The 14,468-nt window shown below is 69.6% G+C and carries 19 protein-coding genes; 11 read left to right on the top strand and 8 right to left on the bottom strand.

Annotation, left to right across the window (positions count from 1 at the left end; all coding sequences use genetic code 11):
- Positions 1-10: 10 nt before the first annotated feature.
- A complete protein-coding gene (locus tag G6N37_RS13105) occupies positions 11-820 on the bottom strand; it encodes an enoyl-CoA hydratase (protein ID WP_163680923.1) in 810 nt (269 codons plus the stop codon).
- Between the two features lie 97 nt (positions 821-917).
- Between G6N37_RS13105 and G6N37_RS13100 the strand changes: the two genes are divergently transcribed.
- Positions 918-2,003 (top strand): CaiB/BaiF CoA transferase family protein, encoded by a 1,086-nt coding sequence (locus tag G6N37_RS13100; protein ID WP_163680921.1) that lies wholly within the window; start codon positions 918-920, stop codon positions 2,001-2,003.
- A gap of 65 nt (positions 2,004-2,068) precedes the next feature.
- Positions 2,069-2,821, top strand: coding sequence for a 3-hydroxyacyl-CoA dehydrogenase (locus G6N37_RS13095; RefSeq protein ID WP_068053923.1), 753 nt, complete (start codon positions 2,069-2,071; stop codon positions 2,819-2,821).
- 124 nt (positions 2,822-2,945) lie between these two features.
- Here the strand turns inward: G6N37_RS13095 and G6N37_RS26455 are convergent, their stop codons facing one another.
- Positions 2,946-3,068, bottom strand: coding sequence for a hypothetical protein (locus tag G6N37_RS26455; protein WP_085981634.1), 123 nt, complete (start codon positions 3,066-3,068; stop codon positions 2,946-2,948).
- 312 nt (positions 3,069-3,380) lie between these two features.
- On the opposite strand from G6N37_RS26455, the gene G6N37_RS13090 reads away from it, so the two are divergent.
- Both G6N37_RS13090 and G6N37_RS13085 read left to right on the top strand, forming a co-directional pair.
- Positions 3,381-5,696: an MMPL family transporter gene (locus tag G6N37_RS13090; RefSeq protein ID WP_163680918.1), complete on the top strand. Its 2,316-nt coding sequence runs from the start codon at positions 3,381-3,383 to the stop codon at positions 5,694-5,696.
- A gap of 62 nt (positions 5,697-5,758) precedes the next feature.
- A complete protein-coding gene (locus G6N37_RS13085) occupies positions 5,759-6,388 on the top strand; it encodes a class I SAM-dependent methyltransferase (RefSeq protein WP_163680916.1) in 630 nt (209 codons plus the stop codon).
- An 8-nt stretch (positions 6,389-6,396) separates the two neighbouring features.
- Here the strand turns inward: G6N37_RS13085 and G6N37_RS13080 are convergent, their stop codons facing one another.
- Positions 6,397-7,110, bottom strand: a complete 714-nt coding sequence (locus tag G6N37_RS13080) for an NAD-dependent deacylase (RefSeq protein WP_163680914.1) — start codon at positions 7,108-7,110, stop codon at positions 6,397-6,399.
- Between the two features lie 37 nt (positions 7,111-7,147).
- On the opposite strand from G6N37_RS13080, the gene G6N37_RS13075 reads away from it, so the two are divergent.
- Complete coding sequence (locus G6N37_RS13075) at positions 7,148-7,513, top strand: GntR family transcriptional regulator (RefSeq protein WP_163680912.1); 366 nt, start codon at positions 7,148-7,150, stop codon at positions 7,511-7,513.
- Positions 7,514-7,534: 21 nt separating this feature from the next.
- Here the strand turns inward: G6N37_RS13075 and G6N37_RS13070 are convergent, their stop codons facing one another.
- Positions 7,535-8,056 carry a DUF1697 domain-containing protein gene (locus tag G6N37_RS13070; protein WP_163680910.1) on the bottom strand — a complete coding sequence of 174 codons (522 nt, stop codon included), beginning with the start codon at positions 8,054-8,056 and terminating at the stop codon, positions 7,535-7,537.
- A 76-nt stretch (positions 8,057-8,132) separates the two neighbouring features.
- On the opposite strand from G6N37_RS13070, the gene G6N37_RS13065 reads away from it, so the two are divergent.
- Positions 8,133-8,576 (top strand): PPOX class F420-dependent oxidoreductase, encoded by a 444-nt coding sequence (locus G6N37_RS13065; protein ID WP_163680908.1) that lies wholly within the window; start codon positions 8,133-8,135, stop codon positions 8,574-8,576.
- 37 nt (positions 8,577-8,613) lie between these two features.
- Positions 8,614-8,802 (top strand): DUF5302 domain-containing protein, encoded by a 189-nt coding sequence (locus G6N37_RS13060; protein ID WP_163680906.1) that lies wholly within the window; start codon positions 8,614-8,616, stop codon positions 8,800-8,802.
- 47 nt (positions 8,803-8,849) lie between these two features.
- On the opposite strand, the gene G6N37_RS13055 is transcribed toward G6N37_RS13060, so the two are convergent.
- On the bottom strand, positions 8,850-9,383 hold the full coding sequence (locus G6N37_RS13055; RefSeq protein ID WP_163685000.1) for a nuclear transport factor 2 family protein: 534 nt from the start codon (positions 9,381-9,383) through the stop codon (positions 8,850-8,852).
- Positions 9,384-9,496: 113 nt separating this feature from the next.
- On the opposite strand from G6N37_RS13055, the gene G6N37_RS13050 reads away from it, so the two are divergent.
- On the top strand, positions 9,497-10,069 hold the full coding sequence (locus G6N37_RS13050) for an HhH-GPD-type base excision DNA repair protein (RefSeq protein WP_163684998.1): 573 nt from the start codon (positions 9,497-9,499) through the stop codon (positions 10,067-10,069).
- Positions 10,070-10,098: 29 nt separating this feature from the next.
- Entirely contained in the window at positions 10,099-10,245 is a 147-nt protein-coding gene (locus tag G6N37_RS13045) for a DUF1059 domain-containing protein (protein ID WP_067277197.1), read from the top strand.
- A gap of 72 nt (positions 10,246-10,317) precedes the next feature.
- On the opposite strand, the gene G6N37_RS13040 is transcribed toward G6N37_RS13045, so the two are convergent.
- Positions 10,318-11,451, bottom strand: coding sequence for an Rv1157c family protein (locus tag G6N37_RS13040; protein ID WP_163680904.1), 1,134 nt, complete (start codon positions 11,449-11,451; stop codon positions 10,318-10,320).
- Positions 11,452-11,486: 35 nt separating this feature from the next.
- Positions 11,487-12,161 (bottom strand): hypothetical protein, encoded by a 675-nt coding sequence (locus G6N37_RS13035; RefSeq protein WP_083172125.1) that lies wholly within the window; start codon positions 12,159-12,161, stop codon positions 11,487-11,489.
- A 148-nt stretch (positions 12,162-12,309) separates the two neighbouring features.
- Here G6N37_RS13035 and G6N37_RS13030 point away from each other — a divergent pair, with 148 nt between their 5' ends.
- Positions 12,310-13,575 (top strand): mannosyltransferase, encoded by a 1,266-nt coding sequence (locus G6N37_RS13030; RefSeq protein WP_163680903.1) that lies wholly within the window; start codon positions 12,310-12,312, stop codon positions 13,573-13,575.
- Here G6N37_RS13030 and G6N37_RS13025 read toward each other — a convergent pair.
- Entirely contained in the window at positions 13,572-13,856 is a 285-nt protein-coding gene (locus G6N37_RS13025) for a 4a-hydroxytetrahydrobiopterin dehydratase (RefSeq protein ID WP_163680901.1), read from the bottom strand. The genes G6N37_RS13030 and G6N37_RS13025 overlap by 4 nt on opposite strands.
- Positions 13,857-13,880: 24 nt before the next feature.
- Here G6N37_RS13025 and G6N37_RS13020 point away from each other — a divergent pair, with 24 nt between their 5' ends.
- Positions 13,881-14,285: a (deoxy)nucleoside triphosphate pyrophosphohydrolase gene (locus G6N37_RS13020; RefSeq protein ID WP_163680899.1), complete on the top strand. Its 405-nt coding sequence runs from the start codon at positions 13,881-13,883 to the stop codon at positions 14,283-14,285.
- The last annotated feature ends 183 nt before the right edge of the window (positions 14,286-14,468 follow it).

The raw sequence follows: 14,468 nt of genomic DNA, 5'->3' as shown, positions 1-14,468 counted from the left end.
GCGCCACAGGTCAGCGATCGGTGAACTCGGGCGCGCGGCGCTGCTGGAAAGCCTTTGTGCCCTCGACGAAGTCGTGGGACCGCAGCAGGACGGCCTGGCCGTCGTATTCACGCCGCAGCGCCGGATCCAGCTGGGGGAGCGTGGCCGCGTTGATCGCGAGCTTGGTCTTGCCGAACGCGGCCACGGGGCCCGCCAGCAGCCGGGTGATCACCTTGTCGACCTCGGCCTCGAATGCGTCGGCGGGGTAGACGGCGCTGACCAGACCCCAGGACAGCGCCTCGGCGGCCGGGAGGCGGTCGGGCAGCAACGCCATGTGCATCGCGCGGATGCGGCCGACGGCGGCGGCGATCAGAGCGGACGCACCGCCGTCGGGCATCAGGCCGATCTTGGTGAAGGCGAGCATGAAAAAGGCGCTCTCCGAAGCCAATACGATGTCGCACGCCAACGCCAGGGAGACGCCGACGCCGGCCGCCGGTCCCTGCACCACGGCGACCACCGGGTGCGGCACGGCGGCGATCGCCCGGATCAGCCGGTTGATCTCCAGGACGATCTCGTCCGGCGAGAGCCCGGTCTCGGATACGTCGTCGGCGCTGATCCCCGCGCCGGAGCAGAAGCCGCGGCCCGCGCCGCCGAGGCGCACCAGCTTCACCTCCGGGTCGGTCGCGGCGCGTTCCATCACGTCGGCGATGCCGGTAATCACCGGCACGGTCAGCGAATTGAGGCTGTCGGGACGGTCGATGGTCACCGCCAACACGCCGTCGGACAGCGTGACGGAAAGGCCTGCGACGGGGGTGAGGGCGTCGATCGCGGATTGCGGCATGGGCTCACCCTAAGTGACCGGGCTGCGCGCCCGCTGCGGGCGGCTGCGAAGATGCCAACAACAACGGGCGTCAGAGCAGACGAAAGGTCGGTGGGTCGTGGCTGGACCGCTGAAGGGACTTCGGGTCGTCGAATTGGCCGGCATCGGGCCGGGTCCGCACGCGGCGATGATCCTGGGGGATCTGGGAGCCGACGTGGTGCGCATCGACCGGCCGTCCAGCGGTCCCGGCGGTGTGGCGAAGGACGCCATGCTGCGCAACCGGCGCGTCCTGACCGTCGACCTCAAGTCCGACGAAGGGCGAGCCGTCGTGCTTCGGCTGGTCGCCAAGGCCGACGTGTTGATCGAGGGATTCCGTCCCGGCGTCACCGAGCGGCTCGGCCTCGGGCCCGAGCAGTGCGCCGAGGTCAACGAGCGGCTGATCTACGCCCGCATGACCGGCTGGGGACAGACCGGCCCGCGCAGTCAGCAGGCCGGGCACGACATCAACTACATCTCGCTCAACGGCATCCTGCACGCCATCGGGCGCGCCGACGAGCGGCCGGTGCCGCCGCTGAACCTGGTCGGCGATTTCGGCGGCGGCTCGATGTTCTTACTGGTCGGAATCCTGTCCGCGCTGTGGGAGCGGCAGAACTCCGGCAAGGGGCAGGTGATCGACGCCGCCATGGTCGACGGCTCCAGCGTGCTGATCCAGATGATGTGGGCGATGCGGGGGCTGGGCATGTGGTCGGACGTGCGCGGCACCAACATGCTCGACGGCGGCGCGCCCTACTACGACACCTACGAGTGCGCCGACGGGCGCTATGTCGCCGTCGGCGCCATCGAGCCGCAGTTCTACGCGGCCATGCTCGCCGGGCTGGGTCTGGACGCCGCCAGCCTGCCGGCGCAGAACGACGTGACCCGCTGGCCCGAGTTGCGCGGGGCGCTGACGGCAGCCTTCGCCGCTCACGACCGCGACCACTGGGCGAAGGTGTTCGCCGACTCCGACGCCTGCGTGACGCCGGTGCTGGCGTTCGGCGAGGTGCACACCGAGCCGCACATCACCGAGCGGAACACCTTCTACGACGTGGACGGTGGGCTGCAGCCGCTGCCGGCGCCGCGGTTCTCCCGCACCACGCCCGACGTCCCCCGACCGCCGGCCGCGCCGCTGGCCGACGTCGAGGCCGTGCTGACCGACTGGGTATAGTCGCCAACCAACTGGTTGGCTGGACTCGCAAGGGGTTCGCGAGGGATTCGCAAGGAAGGATTTGGATGAAGATCAAAGACGCCGTTGCCGTCGTCACCGGGGGCGCCTCAGGGCTGGGCCTGGCCACCACCAAGCGGCTGCTGGACGCCGGTGCGCAGGTGGTGGTGATCGACCTGCGGGGCGAAGAGGCGGTCCAGGAGCTGGGCGAACGCGCCCGATTCGTGCAGGCCGACGTCACCGACGAGGCCGCCGTCGGCAAGGCGCTGGACACCGCCGAGTCGATGGGCCCGCTGCGCATCAACGTCAACTGCGCGGGCATCGGCAACGCCATCAAGACGCTGTCCAAAGACGGCCCGTTCCCGCTGGACGCGTTCAAGAAGGTCGTCGGGGTCAACCTGATCGGCACGTTCAACGTGCTGCGGCTGGCCGCCGAGCGCATCGCCAAGACGGAACCCATCGGCGAGGAGCGCGGCGTCATCATCAACACCGCCTCGGTCGCCGCGTTCGAGGGCCAGATCGGCCAGGCCGCCTACTCGGCGTCCAAGGGCGGTGTGGTCGGCATGACGCTGCCGATCGCACGCGACCTGTCGCGCGAGCTCATCCGCGTGGTGACCATCGCGCCCGGGCTGTTCAAGACCCCGCTGCTGGGTTCGCTGCCCGAGGAGGCGCAGAAGTCGCTGGGCAAGCAGGTCCCGCACCCGGCCCGGCTCGGTGACCCCGACGAGTACGGGGCGCTCGCGGTGCACATCATCGAGAACCCGATGCTCAACGGCGAGGTCATCCGCCTGGATGGCGCCATCCGCATGGCGCCCCGCTGAGTTCGGTGAACACGAAAGCCCCCCGCGATGAGCGGGGGGCTTTCGTAACGGAGGAACGTCTAGCGACGGAACCATCGACTGACGGCGGGTTCGGCCATCAACAGCCGCGCGAGCATACTCATGGTCAGCTCGCCGCTTGCAGTTCTTCGAACTGCTCCGAGGTCTCCCCTTCCACCAGCACGTCGCCGTGGTAGAGGGCTTCGAAGTCAACCTTGATGACGTCGGCACTTGTGTCGTCGATCCACATGACACTGAGCGTATGGGCCACCATTAAGGAATCTTTGAGTCACGATTCGGAAAATGGTGGCAATTTACCGACGGGTAGGTTGAGCGCCGTCAAGCGCGCCCTTTAGCCCCGTGACCTGCTTAATTGCCGGCCAATTTTCTGGCCGGACTCTTATTGTGTCCGCGGTTTGAAACGCCGCGTTGAACCGGGCGGCGCATGCCGTGCGTGCTTAGGGAGGAATCTGTTTGACGCGTGAAAACTAGCGTTTGCTAGTTTGTCGCCGGTACGCCAGCAGCCAGCGCGATCAGCACCGGCGGCGGAAGGGCTCGGGAAATGCTGCAGGGGATCGCTCGCCTGGCCATCGCGGCGCCCCGCCGCATCATCGCCATCGGCGTCCTGATTTTCATCGCCGCCGCGATCTTCGGTGTCCCGGTCGCCAAGAGCCTGTCCCCGGGCGGTTTCCAGGATCCCCACTCGGAGTCCGCCCACGCGATTCAGGTGTTGACCGACAAGTTCGGCCAGAGCGGTCAGCAGATGCTGATCGTGGTGACCGCTCCCGGCGGCAACGACGGCGCACAGGCCCGCATCGTGGGCACCGACCTCGTCAACCAGTTGCAGAAGTCACCGCTGGTGTACAACGTGTCATCGCCGTGGACGGTCCCCCCGCAGGCGGCCGCCGACCTGGTCAGCCGCGACGGCAAGTCGGGTCTGGTCGTGGTCAACCTCAAGGGCGGCGAGAACTACGCGCAGAGCAACGCCCAAACCGTCGCGGACCAATTCATCCACGACCGCGACGGCGTCACCGTTCGCGCCGGCGGCGCTGCCATGCAGTACGCCCAGATCAACACCCAGAATCAGGCCGACCTGCTGTTGATGGAGATGATCGCGCTGCCGCTGAGCTTCCTGGTCCTGATCTGGGTGTTCGGCGGCCTTTTGGCCGCGGCGTTGCCGATGGCGCTGGGCGCGCTGGCCGTCGTCGGGTCGATGACGGTGTTGCGGCTGATCACCTTCACCACCGAAGTGTCGATCTTCGCGCTCAACCTGAGCACCGCGCTGGGGCTGGCGCTGGCCATCGACTACACCCTGCTGATCGTGAGCCGGTACCGCGACGAATTGGCCGAGTGCGGCGACCGAGACGAGGCGCTGGTCCGGACCATGGCCACCTCCGGTCGCACGGTGTTGTTCTCCGCGGTCACCGTGGCGTTGTCCATGTCGGCGACCGTGGCGTTTCCGATGTACTTCCTCAAGTCGTTCGCCTACGCCGGCGTGGCCACCGTCGCGTTCGTCGCGACCGCCTCGATCGTGATCACCCCGGCCGCCATCGTGCTGCTGGGCCCCCGGCTCGACGCACTGGACGTGCGCCGGCTCATCCGCCGGGTCTTCCGCCGGCCGGAACCGGCGCGCAAGCCCGTCGAGCAACTGTTCTGGTACCGGTCGAGCAAGCTGGTGATGCGCCGCTGGGCCCCGATCGGCCTGACCGTCGTGGCGCTGTTGCTCCTGCTCGGCCTTCCCTTCATGGGCGTCAAATGGGGTTTCCCGGACGACCGGGTGTTGCCGCGGTCGGCGTCGTCGCACCAGGTCGGGGACCAGTTGCGCACCGACTTCGCGCACGACCCCGCGACGGCCGTGCCGGTGGTCGTCCCCGACGCGCGCGGGCTGAGCCCGGCGGACCTCGACAGGTACGCCGCCGACTTGTCGCGGGTGCCCGACGTGGCGGCGGTGGCGGCGCCCGGCGGGACGTTCGTCGGCGGGAACCGGACGGGGCCGCCGGCCGGCGCCACCGGGCTGGCCGACGGCAGCGCCTTCCTGACCGTCAGCAGCACGGCGCCGCTGTTCTCCGGCGCGAACGACGCCCAGCTCAAGCGATTGCACGAGGTGCCAGGGCCGGCCGGGCGATCCGTCGTGATGGGCGGCGTCGCCCAGGTCAACCGCGACAGCGTCGACGCGGTGACGGACCGCCTCCCGCTGGTCCTCGGGCTGATGGCCGCGATCACCTTCGCGCTGCTGTTCCTGCTCACCGGCAGCGTGCTGCTGCCGGCCAAGGCGCTGGCCTGCAACATCCTGTCGCTCACCGCGGCCTTCGGTGCGCTGGTGTGGATCTTCCAGGACGGGCACCTGGGCGCGCTCGGCACGACGCCGAGCGGGACGCTGGTCGCCAACATGCCCGTGCTGCTGTTCTGCATCGCCTTCGGGTTGTCCATGGACTACGAGGTGTTCCTGCTCTCGCGCATCCGCGAGTACTGGCTGGCGTCCGGGGCCGCTCGCCCGGCGAAACCGCACCCGAAGGCGGCCGACGCCGCCAACGACGAGAGCGTGGCGCTCGGTGTGGCCCGCACCGGCCGGGTGATCACCGCGGCCGCGCTGGTGATGTCGATGTCGTTCGCCGCGCTCATCGCCGCCCACGTGTCCTTCATGCGGATGTTCGGCCTCGGCCTGACGCTTGCCGTGCTCGCCGACGCCACCCTGGTGCGGATGGTTGTGGTGCCGGCGTTCATGCATGTGATGGGCCGGTGGAATTGGTGGGCGCCCAAGCCGATGGCCTGGCTGCACGATCGGTTCGGCGTCAGCGAGGGTGGGACCCACGGATACGCTGAGCCGATCCCGCTTGACGGGGTCCGGCTGGGGGAACCCGTACCCAACATCGGCTGACGCGCCGACCGCGTCGGCAACACCCTATTCTGGGGCCCATCCGAATCGGAAGGTTGACCTTGATGACAACGGCGGTGGACAACCCGTTCTTCGCGCGCATCTGGCCCGTCGTGGCCACCCACGAAACCGAGGCCATCCGGGCCCTGCGGCGGGAGAATCTGGCCGGGTTGTCGGGGCGGGTGCTGGAAGTCGGCGCGGGCATCGGTACGAACTTTCCCCACTACCCCGAGGCGGTCCACGAGGTGGTGGCGATGGAGCCCGAGCCGCGGCTGGCGGCCCAGGCCCGCGCCGCGGCGGACGTGGTGCCCGCCCGCGTCACCGTGACCGGCGAGACCGCAGAGGGGTTCAGCGGCGGCGAGCCGTTCGACGCCGTGGTCTGCTCGCTGGTGTTGTGCTCGGTGCGCGACCCCGACGGCGTGCTGCGACGCCTGTATTCGTTGCTGCGCCCGGGCGGGGAGCTGCGCTACCTCGAGCACGTGGCGAGCGCCGGCGGGCGGGGCCGCCTGCAACGGATCGCCGACGCGACGGTGTGGCCCCGACTGTTCGGCAACTGCCACACCCACCGCGACACCGAGCGCGCGATCGTCGAGGCCGGCTTCGAGGTCGACGTTTCCCGGCGCGAGTTCACGCTGCCGGCGTGGGCACCGATGCCGGTTTCGGAACTGCTGCTGGGCCGCGCCCGCAGGCCGTAGCTCGCGGGCTACCTCAGCAGGGCGGGCAGTCGCTGCAGCAACCCGGGCAACGCCTGGCCGGCGGTCTCGCGGATGCTGATCGTGGCGTTCCTGGACAGTGGGGTGACCTCGGGATTGACCTCGATGACGGCGGCGCCGCGCGACAGCGCCAGCTCGGCCAGCCCGGCCGCCGGATAGACGATCGCCGAGGTGCCGACCACCACCATCACATCGGCGGCCTCGGTCGCCTCGACGGCGCTCTGCCACGCCTCGTCGGGCAACGGCTCACCGAACCACACGATGTCGGGCCGGATCAGACCGCCGCAGTGACAGACCGGCGGCTCGACCTCGAGCATCGGTTCGGGCATCTCGGGCAGCGCACCGGTGTAGGGCATACCGCAACGGTCGCAGCGGAATTCGAACAGGCTGCCGTGCAGGTGGTGCACCGGCATGCTCCCGGCGCGCTCGTGCAGGTCGTCGACGTTCTGGGTGATGACGCTGACCTCGGCGCCGTCCTGCCAGGCGGCGATGGCGCGGTGCCCGACGTTGGGCGCGACGTCGGCCACCAGATAGTGACGCCACAGGTACCAACCCCAGACCCGCTCGGGATTGTCGCGCCACCCCTGGGTGCTGGACAGCTCGTAGGGGTCGAACCGGGCCCACAGTCCGTTTTTGTCGTCGCGGAAGGTCGGCACCCCGCTCTCCGCGGAGATCCCCGCGCCGCTCAGCACCGTTACCCGCATCCCACAAAGATAGCCGTGCTTGGGACATACTGAAGACGTGGAGCTGCGGGATTTGCTGAAGGTCGACGTGAAGGCGGGCAAGCCGCTGTTCGACCAGCTCAGGACCCAGGTCATCGACGGCGTTCGCGCCGGCGCGCTGCCGCCCGGGTCCCGGCTCCCCACGGTGCGCGACCTGGCCGGCCAGCTGGGCGTCGCGGCGAACACCGTGGCCCGCGCCTATCGGGAGCTCGAGTCGGCGGCGATCGTCGAAACCCGTGGGCGCTTCGGCACTTTCATCTCCCGCTTCGACCCGACCGACGCAGCGATGGCGGCCGCCGCCAAGGAGTACGTCGAGGTGGCGCGGGCGCTGGGGCTCAGCAAGTCCGACGCGATGCGCTACCTGACCAACGTGCCGGACGACTGAGCGCGCTTGGCGCGCCGAGCTTTACCGCAACACCTTGGCGAGCGTGCGCAGGTTGCGCGTCGTGGTCGAAGACTTGTAGCGCGGCTTGCCCATCGTCTTGCCGATCGTGCTGTCCAGGGTGCCGCCCTTGGGTACCTGCCAATAGATGACGCCCGCGCCGACGCCGATCCTCTCGTGCGGGCCCGCGCCCTCGCCCAGCGTGGCGAGTTCGTCGAGCACCGCTTTGTCGGCGACGAACGTGACGTAGGACTGGTAGCCGTCGACCTCGGGTTCGAACGGGTAGGCGTCGACCACGGCCCGCACCGTTGCGAGGTCGTACACCAGCACCCACGCGTCGTACCCGAACTTCTCGCGCAGCGTGGCTTCCGTCTTCTTGCGCACCGCCGCGGCACCCGCGCGTGACTCCAGCACGACGTTGCCGCTGGCCAGGATGGTGCGCACGTTGGTGAATCCCGCGCCGGTCAACGCGCGCGCCACCTCGGCCATCTTGAGGTTGACGCCGCCGACGTTGACGCCGCGCAGGAACGCCGCGTATTCGGTCATGGTCCGATTTCACCAGGACGGTCCGCGCCGCCGCGATCCGGGACCGGTCGCTGGACCCGCGACGTAGGCTTTCGACATGGGACGCCAAGTGTTCGACGACAAGCTACTGGCCGTGATCAGTGGAAACTCCCTGGGAGTGCTGGCCACCATCAAACGCGACGGGCGCCCCCAGCTGTCGAACGTGAGCTACCACTTCGACCCGCGGGACCTGGCCGTGCGGGTGTCGATCACCGAGCCGCGGGCCAAGACCCGCAACCTGCGCCGCGATCCGCGGGCGTCCATCCTGGTCGACGCCGACGACGGGTGGTCGTATGCGGTGGCCGAGGGCACGGCGATCCTGACGCCGCCCGCGGCCGCCCCCGGCGACGACACCGTCGAGGCGTTGATTGCCTTGTACCGCAACATCGCCGGCGAACACCCGGATTGGGACGAATACCGCCAGGCGATGGTCACCGATCGGCGGGTGGTGCTGACGCTGCCGATCGCGCACGTCTACGGCATGCCGCCCGGGGTGCGTTAGCCGCCCGATTCCCCCGACCGCGGGCTAGGCTGCCGGTATGGCTGAACCCAAGTCTTCCGAGGCGCCGGAATCGGACGACGACACCAAGCGCAAGTTCCGTGAGGCCCTCGACCGCAAGATGGCCAAGTCGTCGGGCACGACCGACCACAAGAACGGTGGCGGCAAGCAGTCACGGGCGCACGGCCCGGTGGAGAGCCGCCGCGAATTCCGCCGCAAGAGCGGGTAGCCCTCCGTAAGGCGTTGCACGCCAACGACTTACGGCGTGGACCCGGCTCAGGCCCGGGGCGGCGTGAACAGGCTGATGGACGGGTCGGCCTGGCCGGGCGTGCCGCGCAGGCTTCCCCGGGTGCTGGGGTGTCCGAAGTTCAGTTGCGACGGGTCGTTCTGGTAGGCCCAGTCCGCCACGATGGTGCGTTCGAGGAACTTCCAGCGGCCGTCGTGTCTGGCGTAGCTGTCCAGGTATCGGCCGCCGATGATGACGTCCACGTCGTGGTCGGGACCTGCGAACGTGTGGAACACCAGGCAGTAGATCTCGCCGCGGGCGGTGTCGTCCTCGATCACGAAGTTCGTCGTGGTGATGTTGTGTTGGGAGACACGCACATAGGGTTCGGCGGCCCGTAGCTGCGCGATGAACTGGTCGACGCCGCCCGTCGAGAACGAGCCGTGCGAGTCGGTCGCCTCGGGGTGGTACAGGTCGCGAAGCGCGGCATAGTCGGCGCGGTCGACGGCGCGGCAATACGCGGTGACGAGCGCATGCAGTTCGTCGCGGGCCAGCATCAGCGCCAATCGGGCCTCATCCACCACCAGGTCACGATAACGCGGTGGTTATGTGCCGGTCGTCGTCGCCGACCAGGTGAGTAGTCTGTCGAACACAGAGGCGTCGGTCTTAGGCTGTTCAGCGGAAAGGTTGGTCGTTGACGGTGAAACTTTGGCTCGCTCAAGACCCGGAGGCCGACGCGCTGCTGGACGAGGATCCGTTGGCCCTGCTCATCGGGATGGTTCTGGACCAGCAGGTGCCTTTCGAGACGGCCTTCGCCGGACCGAAGAAGATCGCGGACCGCATGGGCGGCTTCGGCGCTCATGAAATCGCCGAGTACGACCCCGACAAGTTCGCCGCCCTGTGCTCGGAAAAGCCTGCGATACATCGCTTTCCGGGATCGATGGCCAAGCGGATCCAGGCCCTGGCGCAGATCATCGTGGACCGCTACGACGGCGACGCCGCCGGCCTGTGGACCGCCGGCGACCCGGATGGCGCCGAGCTGCTGCGGCGCATCAAGGGGCTGCCCGGTTTCGGCGACGTCAAGGCGCAGATCTTCCTGGCGTTGCTGGGCAAGCAGTACGGCGTCACCCCGAAGGGCTGGCGCGCGGCGGCCGGGCAGTTCGGCAAGGACGGCACGCACATCTCCGTCGCCGACATCGTCGACGCCCAATCGATGGGCAAAGTCCGGTCCTACAAGAAGCAGATGAAGGCAGCGGCCAAGGCGGCGAAGTAGCTGGGTGACCAGAAGGGAAGGGCGGCAACGTGAAGACACACCTGACGTGTCCGTGCGGGGAAGCCATCGTCGGCAAGGATGAGGACGAGCTGGTTGAGCTGACCCAGGCTCATCTCGCCAGCGATCATCCGGGCCTCGAGTACGACCGCGACGCGATCCTGTTCATGGCGTACTAGCCGTTCGTCAGACGGGAACGCGCGTGCTCCCGGTGGGGAACACGCGCGCTCAGGGCAGGGAACAGTGCCGGACTACGGCACCACCGTGGAGCCGATCGTGGGCATGAACTGGCACTGCTTTTCCTTGGTGGTGACCTGACCGAAGATGGTCGACATGATGCTGCCCGACCCGGTGTCGGCGATCGCGGTCAGCGTCGTCGGGCCGTCGCCGTTGATGTCGGTGCGCGGCTTGAGCGCCACCGTCCCCGACTTGCCCGTCGTCAGGTTCACCCACGTGACGTTCAACGGCAGCTTCTGCACCTCGGCGGGTCCGGGGGTGCCGACGGCGGTGAACACGTAGGCGGTCTGCCCGGGGCCCGGCCCGGGAGTCGGGATCTTCGCCGGTCCCGCCACCGACAGCGCGGTGGCGATCGCGCTGGTGCCGTCCGCCAGGCAATTGGTGCCGATCGAGGGATACATGAAGTCCTGGGTGGGCGGAGCATCGGGGCCGAATCCCGGAGCCGCCGCCGGCGCGGCGGCGGGCGCGGGAGCCGGGGCGGCGGCCGGCGCCGGGATGGCGGCCGGTGCGGCTTCGGCCGGCGCCGGGGGCACCGGTGCGGGCGCGGCGACGGGGGCGACGGTGCCGGTCGTCGGTGCGGACGCCGGCGGCGCTGCCACCGGCGGGGCCGCGGACTGTCCCGGACCGGCGGCGTGTGCCGGGTCGATGCCGTTCGGCAGGTGCGCCTGCGTACCCGGTTCGACGGCTGCGGCCGGCGGGGCCGCGACCGGTCCGGGACCGGCGGCGTGTGCCGGGTCGATGCCGGTCGGCAGGTGCGACTGGGCGCCCGGTTCGACGCCCGCCGCCGGCACGTGCGGCACGGGCGAGCCGTCCGGCAGGGCCGCGCCGGGCTCGGCCAGGAACTGGTTCACCGATGCGGCCACGTTCCGGGACTCGGTGGGGGCGCCCTGGTTGTGACTGAAAGCTTGCGCTGCGGCCATGAGCAGCTGTGTCGCCTGCCCAGGATTGCTGGCCGCTTGCTGAATGATCGGGCTCAGCTGCGACAGTGCGGGCAGGCCCGGGAGTTCTTGGGTCGAGCTCGGTTGCGGTGCCGCCGGGTCGGCTGCCGCGCTCGGGCAGAACCCGAACGCGGCAGCCGATGCCGTGACGACAGCGGCCAATCCTTTGGACAGATTCCAAGTGGTTGCCACGGTGCGTCCTCCGGTCATTAGGTGGTGGCTGGCTTTGCTGTCTGGCTAACTACTCAGGGCAGGGCGGCGAGCAGCGGCGCCACCGGGTTGGCCCCGGTTGCCGGTGCGGCCGGCGCGGCGGGTGCGGCCGGCGCGGCGGGGGCCCCGGCCAGTGCCGGCAGGTCCTGCGGCAGGGTCATCTGCGCGGGCATGTTGACCGGCAGGTTGGGCAGGAACGCCGGCATGTCGACCTTGGCCTGCGGGAGCTGCGGGGTCGGCGGTGTGGCGGGGGCGGTCGGCGTCGACAGCCCCGGGATGGCCGGCAGTCCGGGAATGGACGACGTGGCGGGGGCGGCGGGCGCCGCGGGAGCCTGTTGCGTCAGGCCGGGGATCAACCCCTGCAGACCCTGCGCCGCCGGGGCGGAAGGTGCCGACGGCGTCGGCGCCTGGGCCAGGCCGGGAATCGAGGGCACGGCTGCCGTCGCCGGTGACGTTGCGGCCGCCGACGGAACTCCCGGGAACGTGATACCGGGCGCGGCCGGCGCGGCCGGCGGCGTCGCACCGAGGGCGGTGGCGAGGTTCTGCAGGATCTGCGGCGCGTTGGCCGCCGAACTGATCAGCTGCTGCGGAATGTTCGGAATGGGTGGAGCCGGCACGGGGTCGGCGTGGGCGATACCGCCCGTGAGTAGGGCTGCGGACGAACCGACGACGACGGCCGCGGCACGCATGTAAGTCCAGATGGTTGGCATGACTCTCCCTGGTTGTGGAAAACGGGTCCGCCGCCGAAGTTACGTTGATACTGGTGGGACTCAAGTGACACGTGTGGCATTTATTTGATCGTTATTGATACGAGTGACGGCGGTGACCGAACGGCGGGCGACCAGGCGTTCAGGGTGCGTGAGGTCCGCCCACGCCGCCCGGCGCGCGCCCATCGCTAAAGTCGGGCGGATAGACACCACCTCGGCCGCCCCGGCGGCACCCGCGCACCGGCGCTACGCGAGTCTGCTTCGGGCGGCGGCACCCGCGCTGCTGATCGCCAGCGTCGCGGCGCGACTCGGCTGGACCTATCTGTCGCCCCACGGCGCGAACTTCGTCGACCTGCACGTCTACCTCGGCGGTGCCGCCGCGATCGACCACCCCGGCACCCTCTACAGCTACGTCTACGCCGACCAGACGCCGGACTTCCCGCTGCCGTTCACCTACCCGCCGTTCGCGGCGGTCGTCTTCTATCCGCTGAGCCTGCTGCCGTTCGGGCTGGTCGCCTTCCTGTGGCAGGTCGCGACGATCGCCGCCCTGTACGGCGCGATCCGGATCAGTCAGCGCCTGATCGGCGTTGCGGCCGGCGCCGACGGCCGCCGCCTGGCCATGGCGTGGACGGCGGTCACCATCTGGATCGAGCCGCTGCGCAGCACGTTCGACTACGGGCAGGTCAACGTGTTGCTGATGATCGCGGTGCTGTGGGCGGTCCTGACGACGCGGTGGTGGCTGTCGGGCCTACTCGTCGGCGTGGCGGCCGGCATCAAGCTGACGCCGGCGATCGCCGGCGTCTACCTGGTCGGCGTGCGCCGGTGGGCCGCGGCGGCCTTCTCCGCGCTGGCCTTCCTCGCCACCATCGCCGTGTCCGCCCTGGTCGTCGGCGACCAGACCCGCTACTACTTCACAAAACTGCTGGGCGACGCGCACCGCGTGGGGCCCATCGCCACGTCGATCAATCAATCATGGCGCGGCGGCATTTCCCGGCTCCTCGGTTACGACGCCGGTTTCGGCCCGCCGGTGCTGGCCGCCCTCGCCGTCACCGCCGTGCTGGCCGTCCTGGCGTGGCGGGCCCTGGACACCTCGGATCGGCTGGGCAGGCTGCTGGTGGTCGAGCTGTTCGGGCTCCTGCTGTCCCCGATTTCCTGGACGCACCACTGGGTGTGGCTGGTGCCGCTGATGATCTGGGCGATTCACGGCCCACTGCGCGAGCGTGCCGGCGCGCGCATCGTGGGGTGGGGCTGGCTGGCGCTCACCATCGTCGGCCTGCCCTGGCTGCTGCTCTTCGCGCAGCCGAGCATCTGGCAGATCAGCCGGCCGTGGTATCTGGCCTGGGCAGGCCTGGTCTACATCGTGGCGGCCGTGGCCACCTTGGCCTGGATCGCCGCCACCGGCCGCTCCAAGGGCTAGCTGCCGACGATCTCGTCGATGTCGTGCGCCATGGCGACGTCTTTGTCGGTGATACCCCCCGCGGAATGCGTCACCAGAGCGAAAGTCACCGTCCGCCAACGGATGTCGATATCCGGGTGATGGTCCTTGCTCTCCGCGTGCTCACCCACCCGGCGCACCGCGTCGATGCCGGCGAGGAAACTGTCGAACTTGATCGACCGGCGCAGCGCACCGTCGACGCGCTCCCATCCGTTGAGATCGGGCAGTGCGGCGTCCACCTGCTCATCCGTTAACACAGCCATGATCCGACCGTATACCGTCTGGCCATGCCGACCCAGATCGTCGTCGCCGGCGCGATCATCCGCGGCGCCACGGTCCTGGTGGCGCAGCGCGTCCGGCCGCCGGAGCTGGCCGGCCGCTGGGAACTGCCCGGCGGCAAGGTCGTTCCGGGGGAGACCGAGCCCGACGCGCTGGCCCGCGAGTTGGCCGAGGAGCTGGGACTGGCGGTCGGCGACGTCGCGGTGGGCGGCCGCCTGGGCGACGACGTCGCGCTGGACGGCATGACGCTGCGGGCGTACCGCGTGCACCTGATCAGCGGCGAACCGCGGGCGGGTGACCACGGGGCGGTGCGTTGGGTGACGGCGGCCGAGCTGCCCGACGTCGACTGGGTGCCCGCCGACCGCGGCTGGGTCCCTGACCTGCGGCGGACGCTGGCCGCAGCGGCCTCATAACAAGTCCACAGCCTTCCCGCAGCTGACATTCAGCGCCGCAGAAGGTCGCGAAGGTGAACTTGGAATATAACAACGAAGCTTGTAATAACGACTTGACCTAGAAGCGCGCGCCGGAAGCGATCCGTCGTCTTGACGTCGTCACGGCGTCCGCGCGGGCTGCGTCTAGGTCCGCAAAACCTATGC

The sequence above is a fragment of the Mycobacterium seoulense genome (assembly GCF_010731595.1).
Classification (GTDB): domain Bacteria; phylum Actinomycetota; class Actinomycetes; order Mycobacteriales; family Mycobacteriaceae; genus Mycobacterium; species Mycobacterium seoulense.
This window is presented reverse-complemented; position numbering and strand designations above follow the sequence as displayed.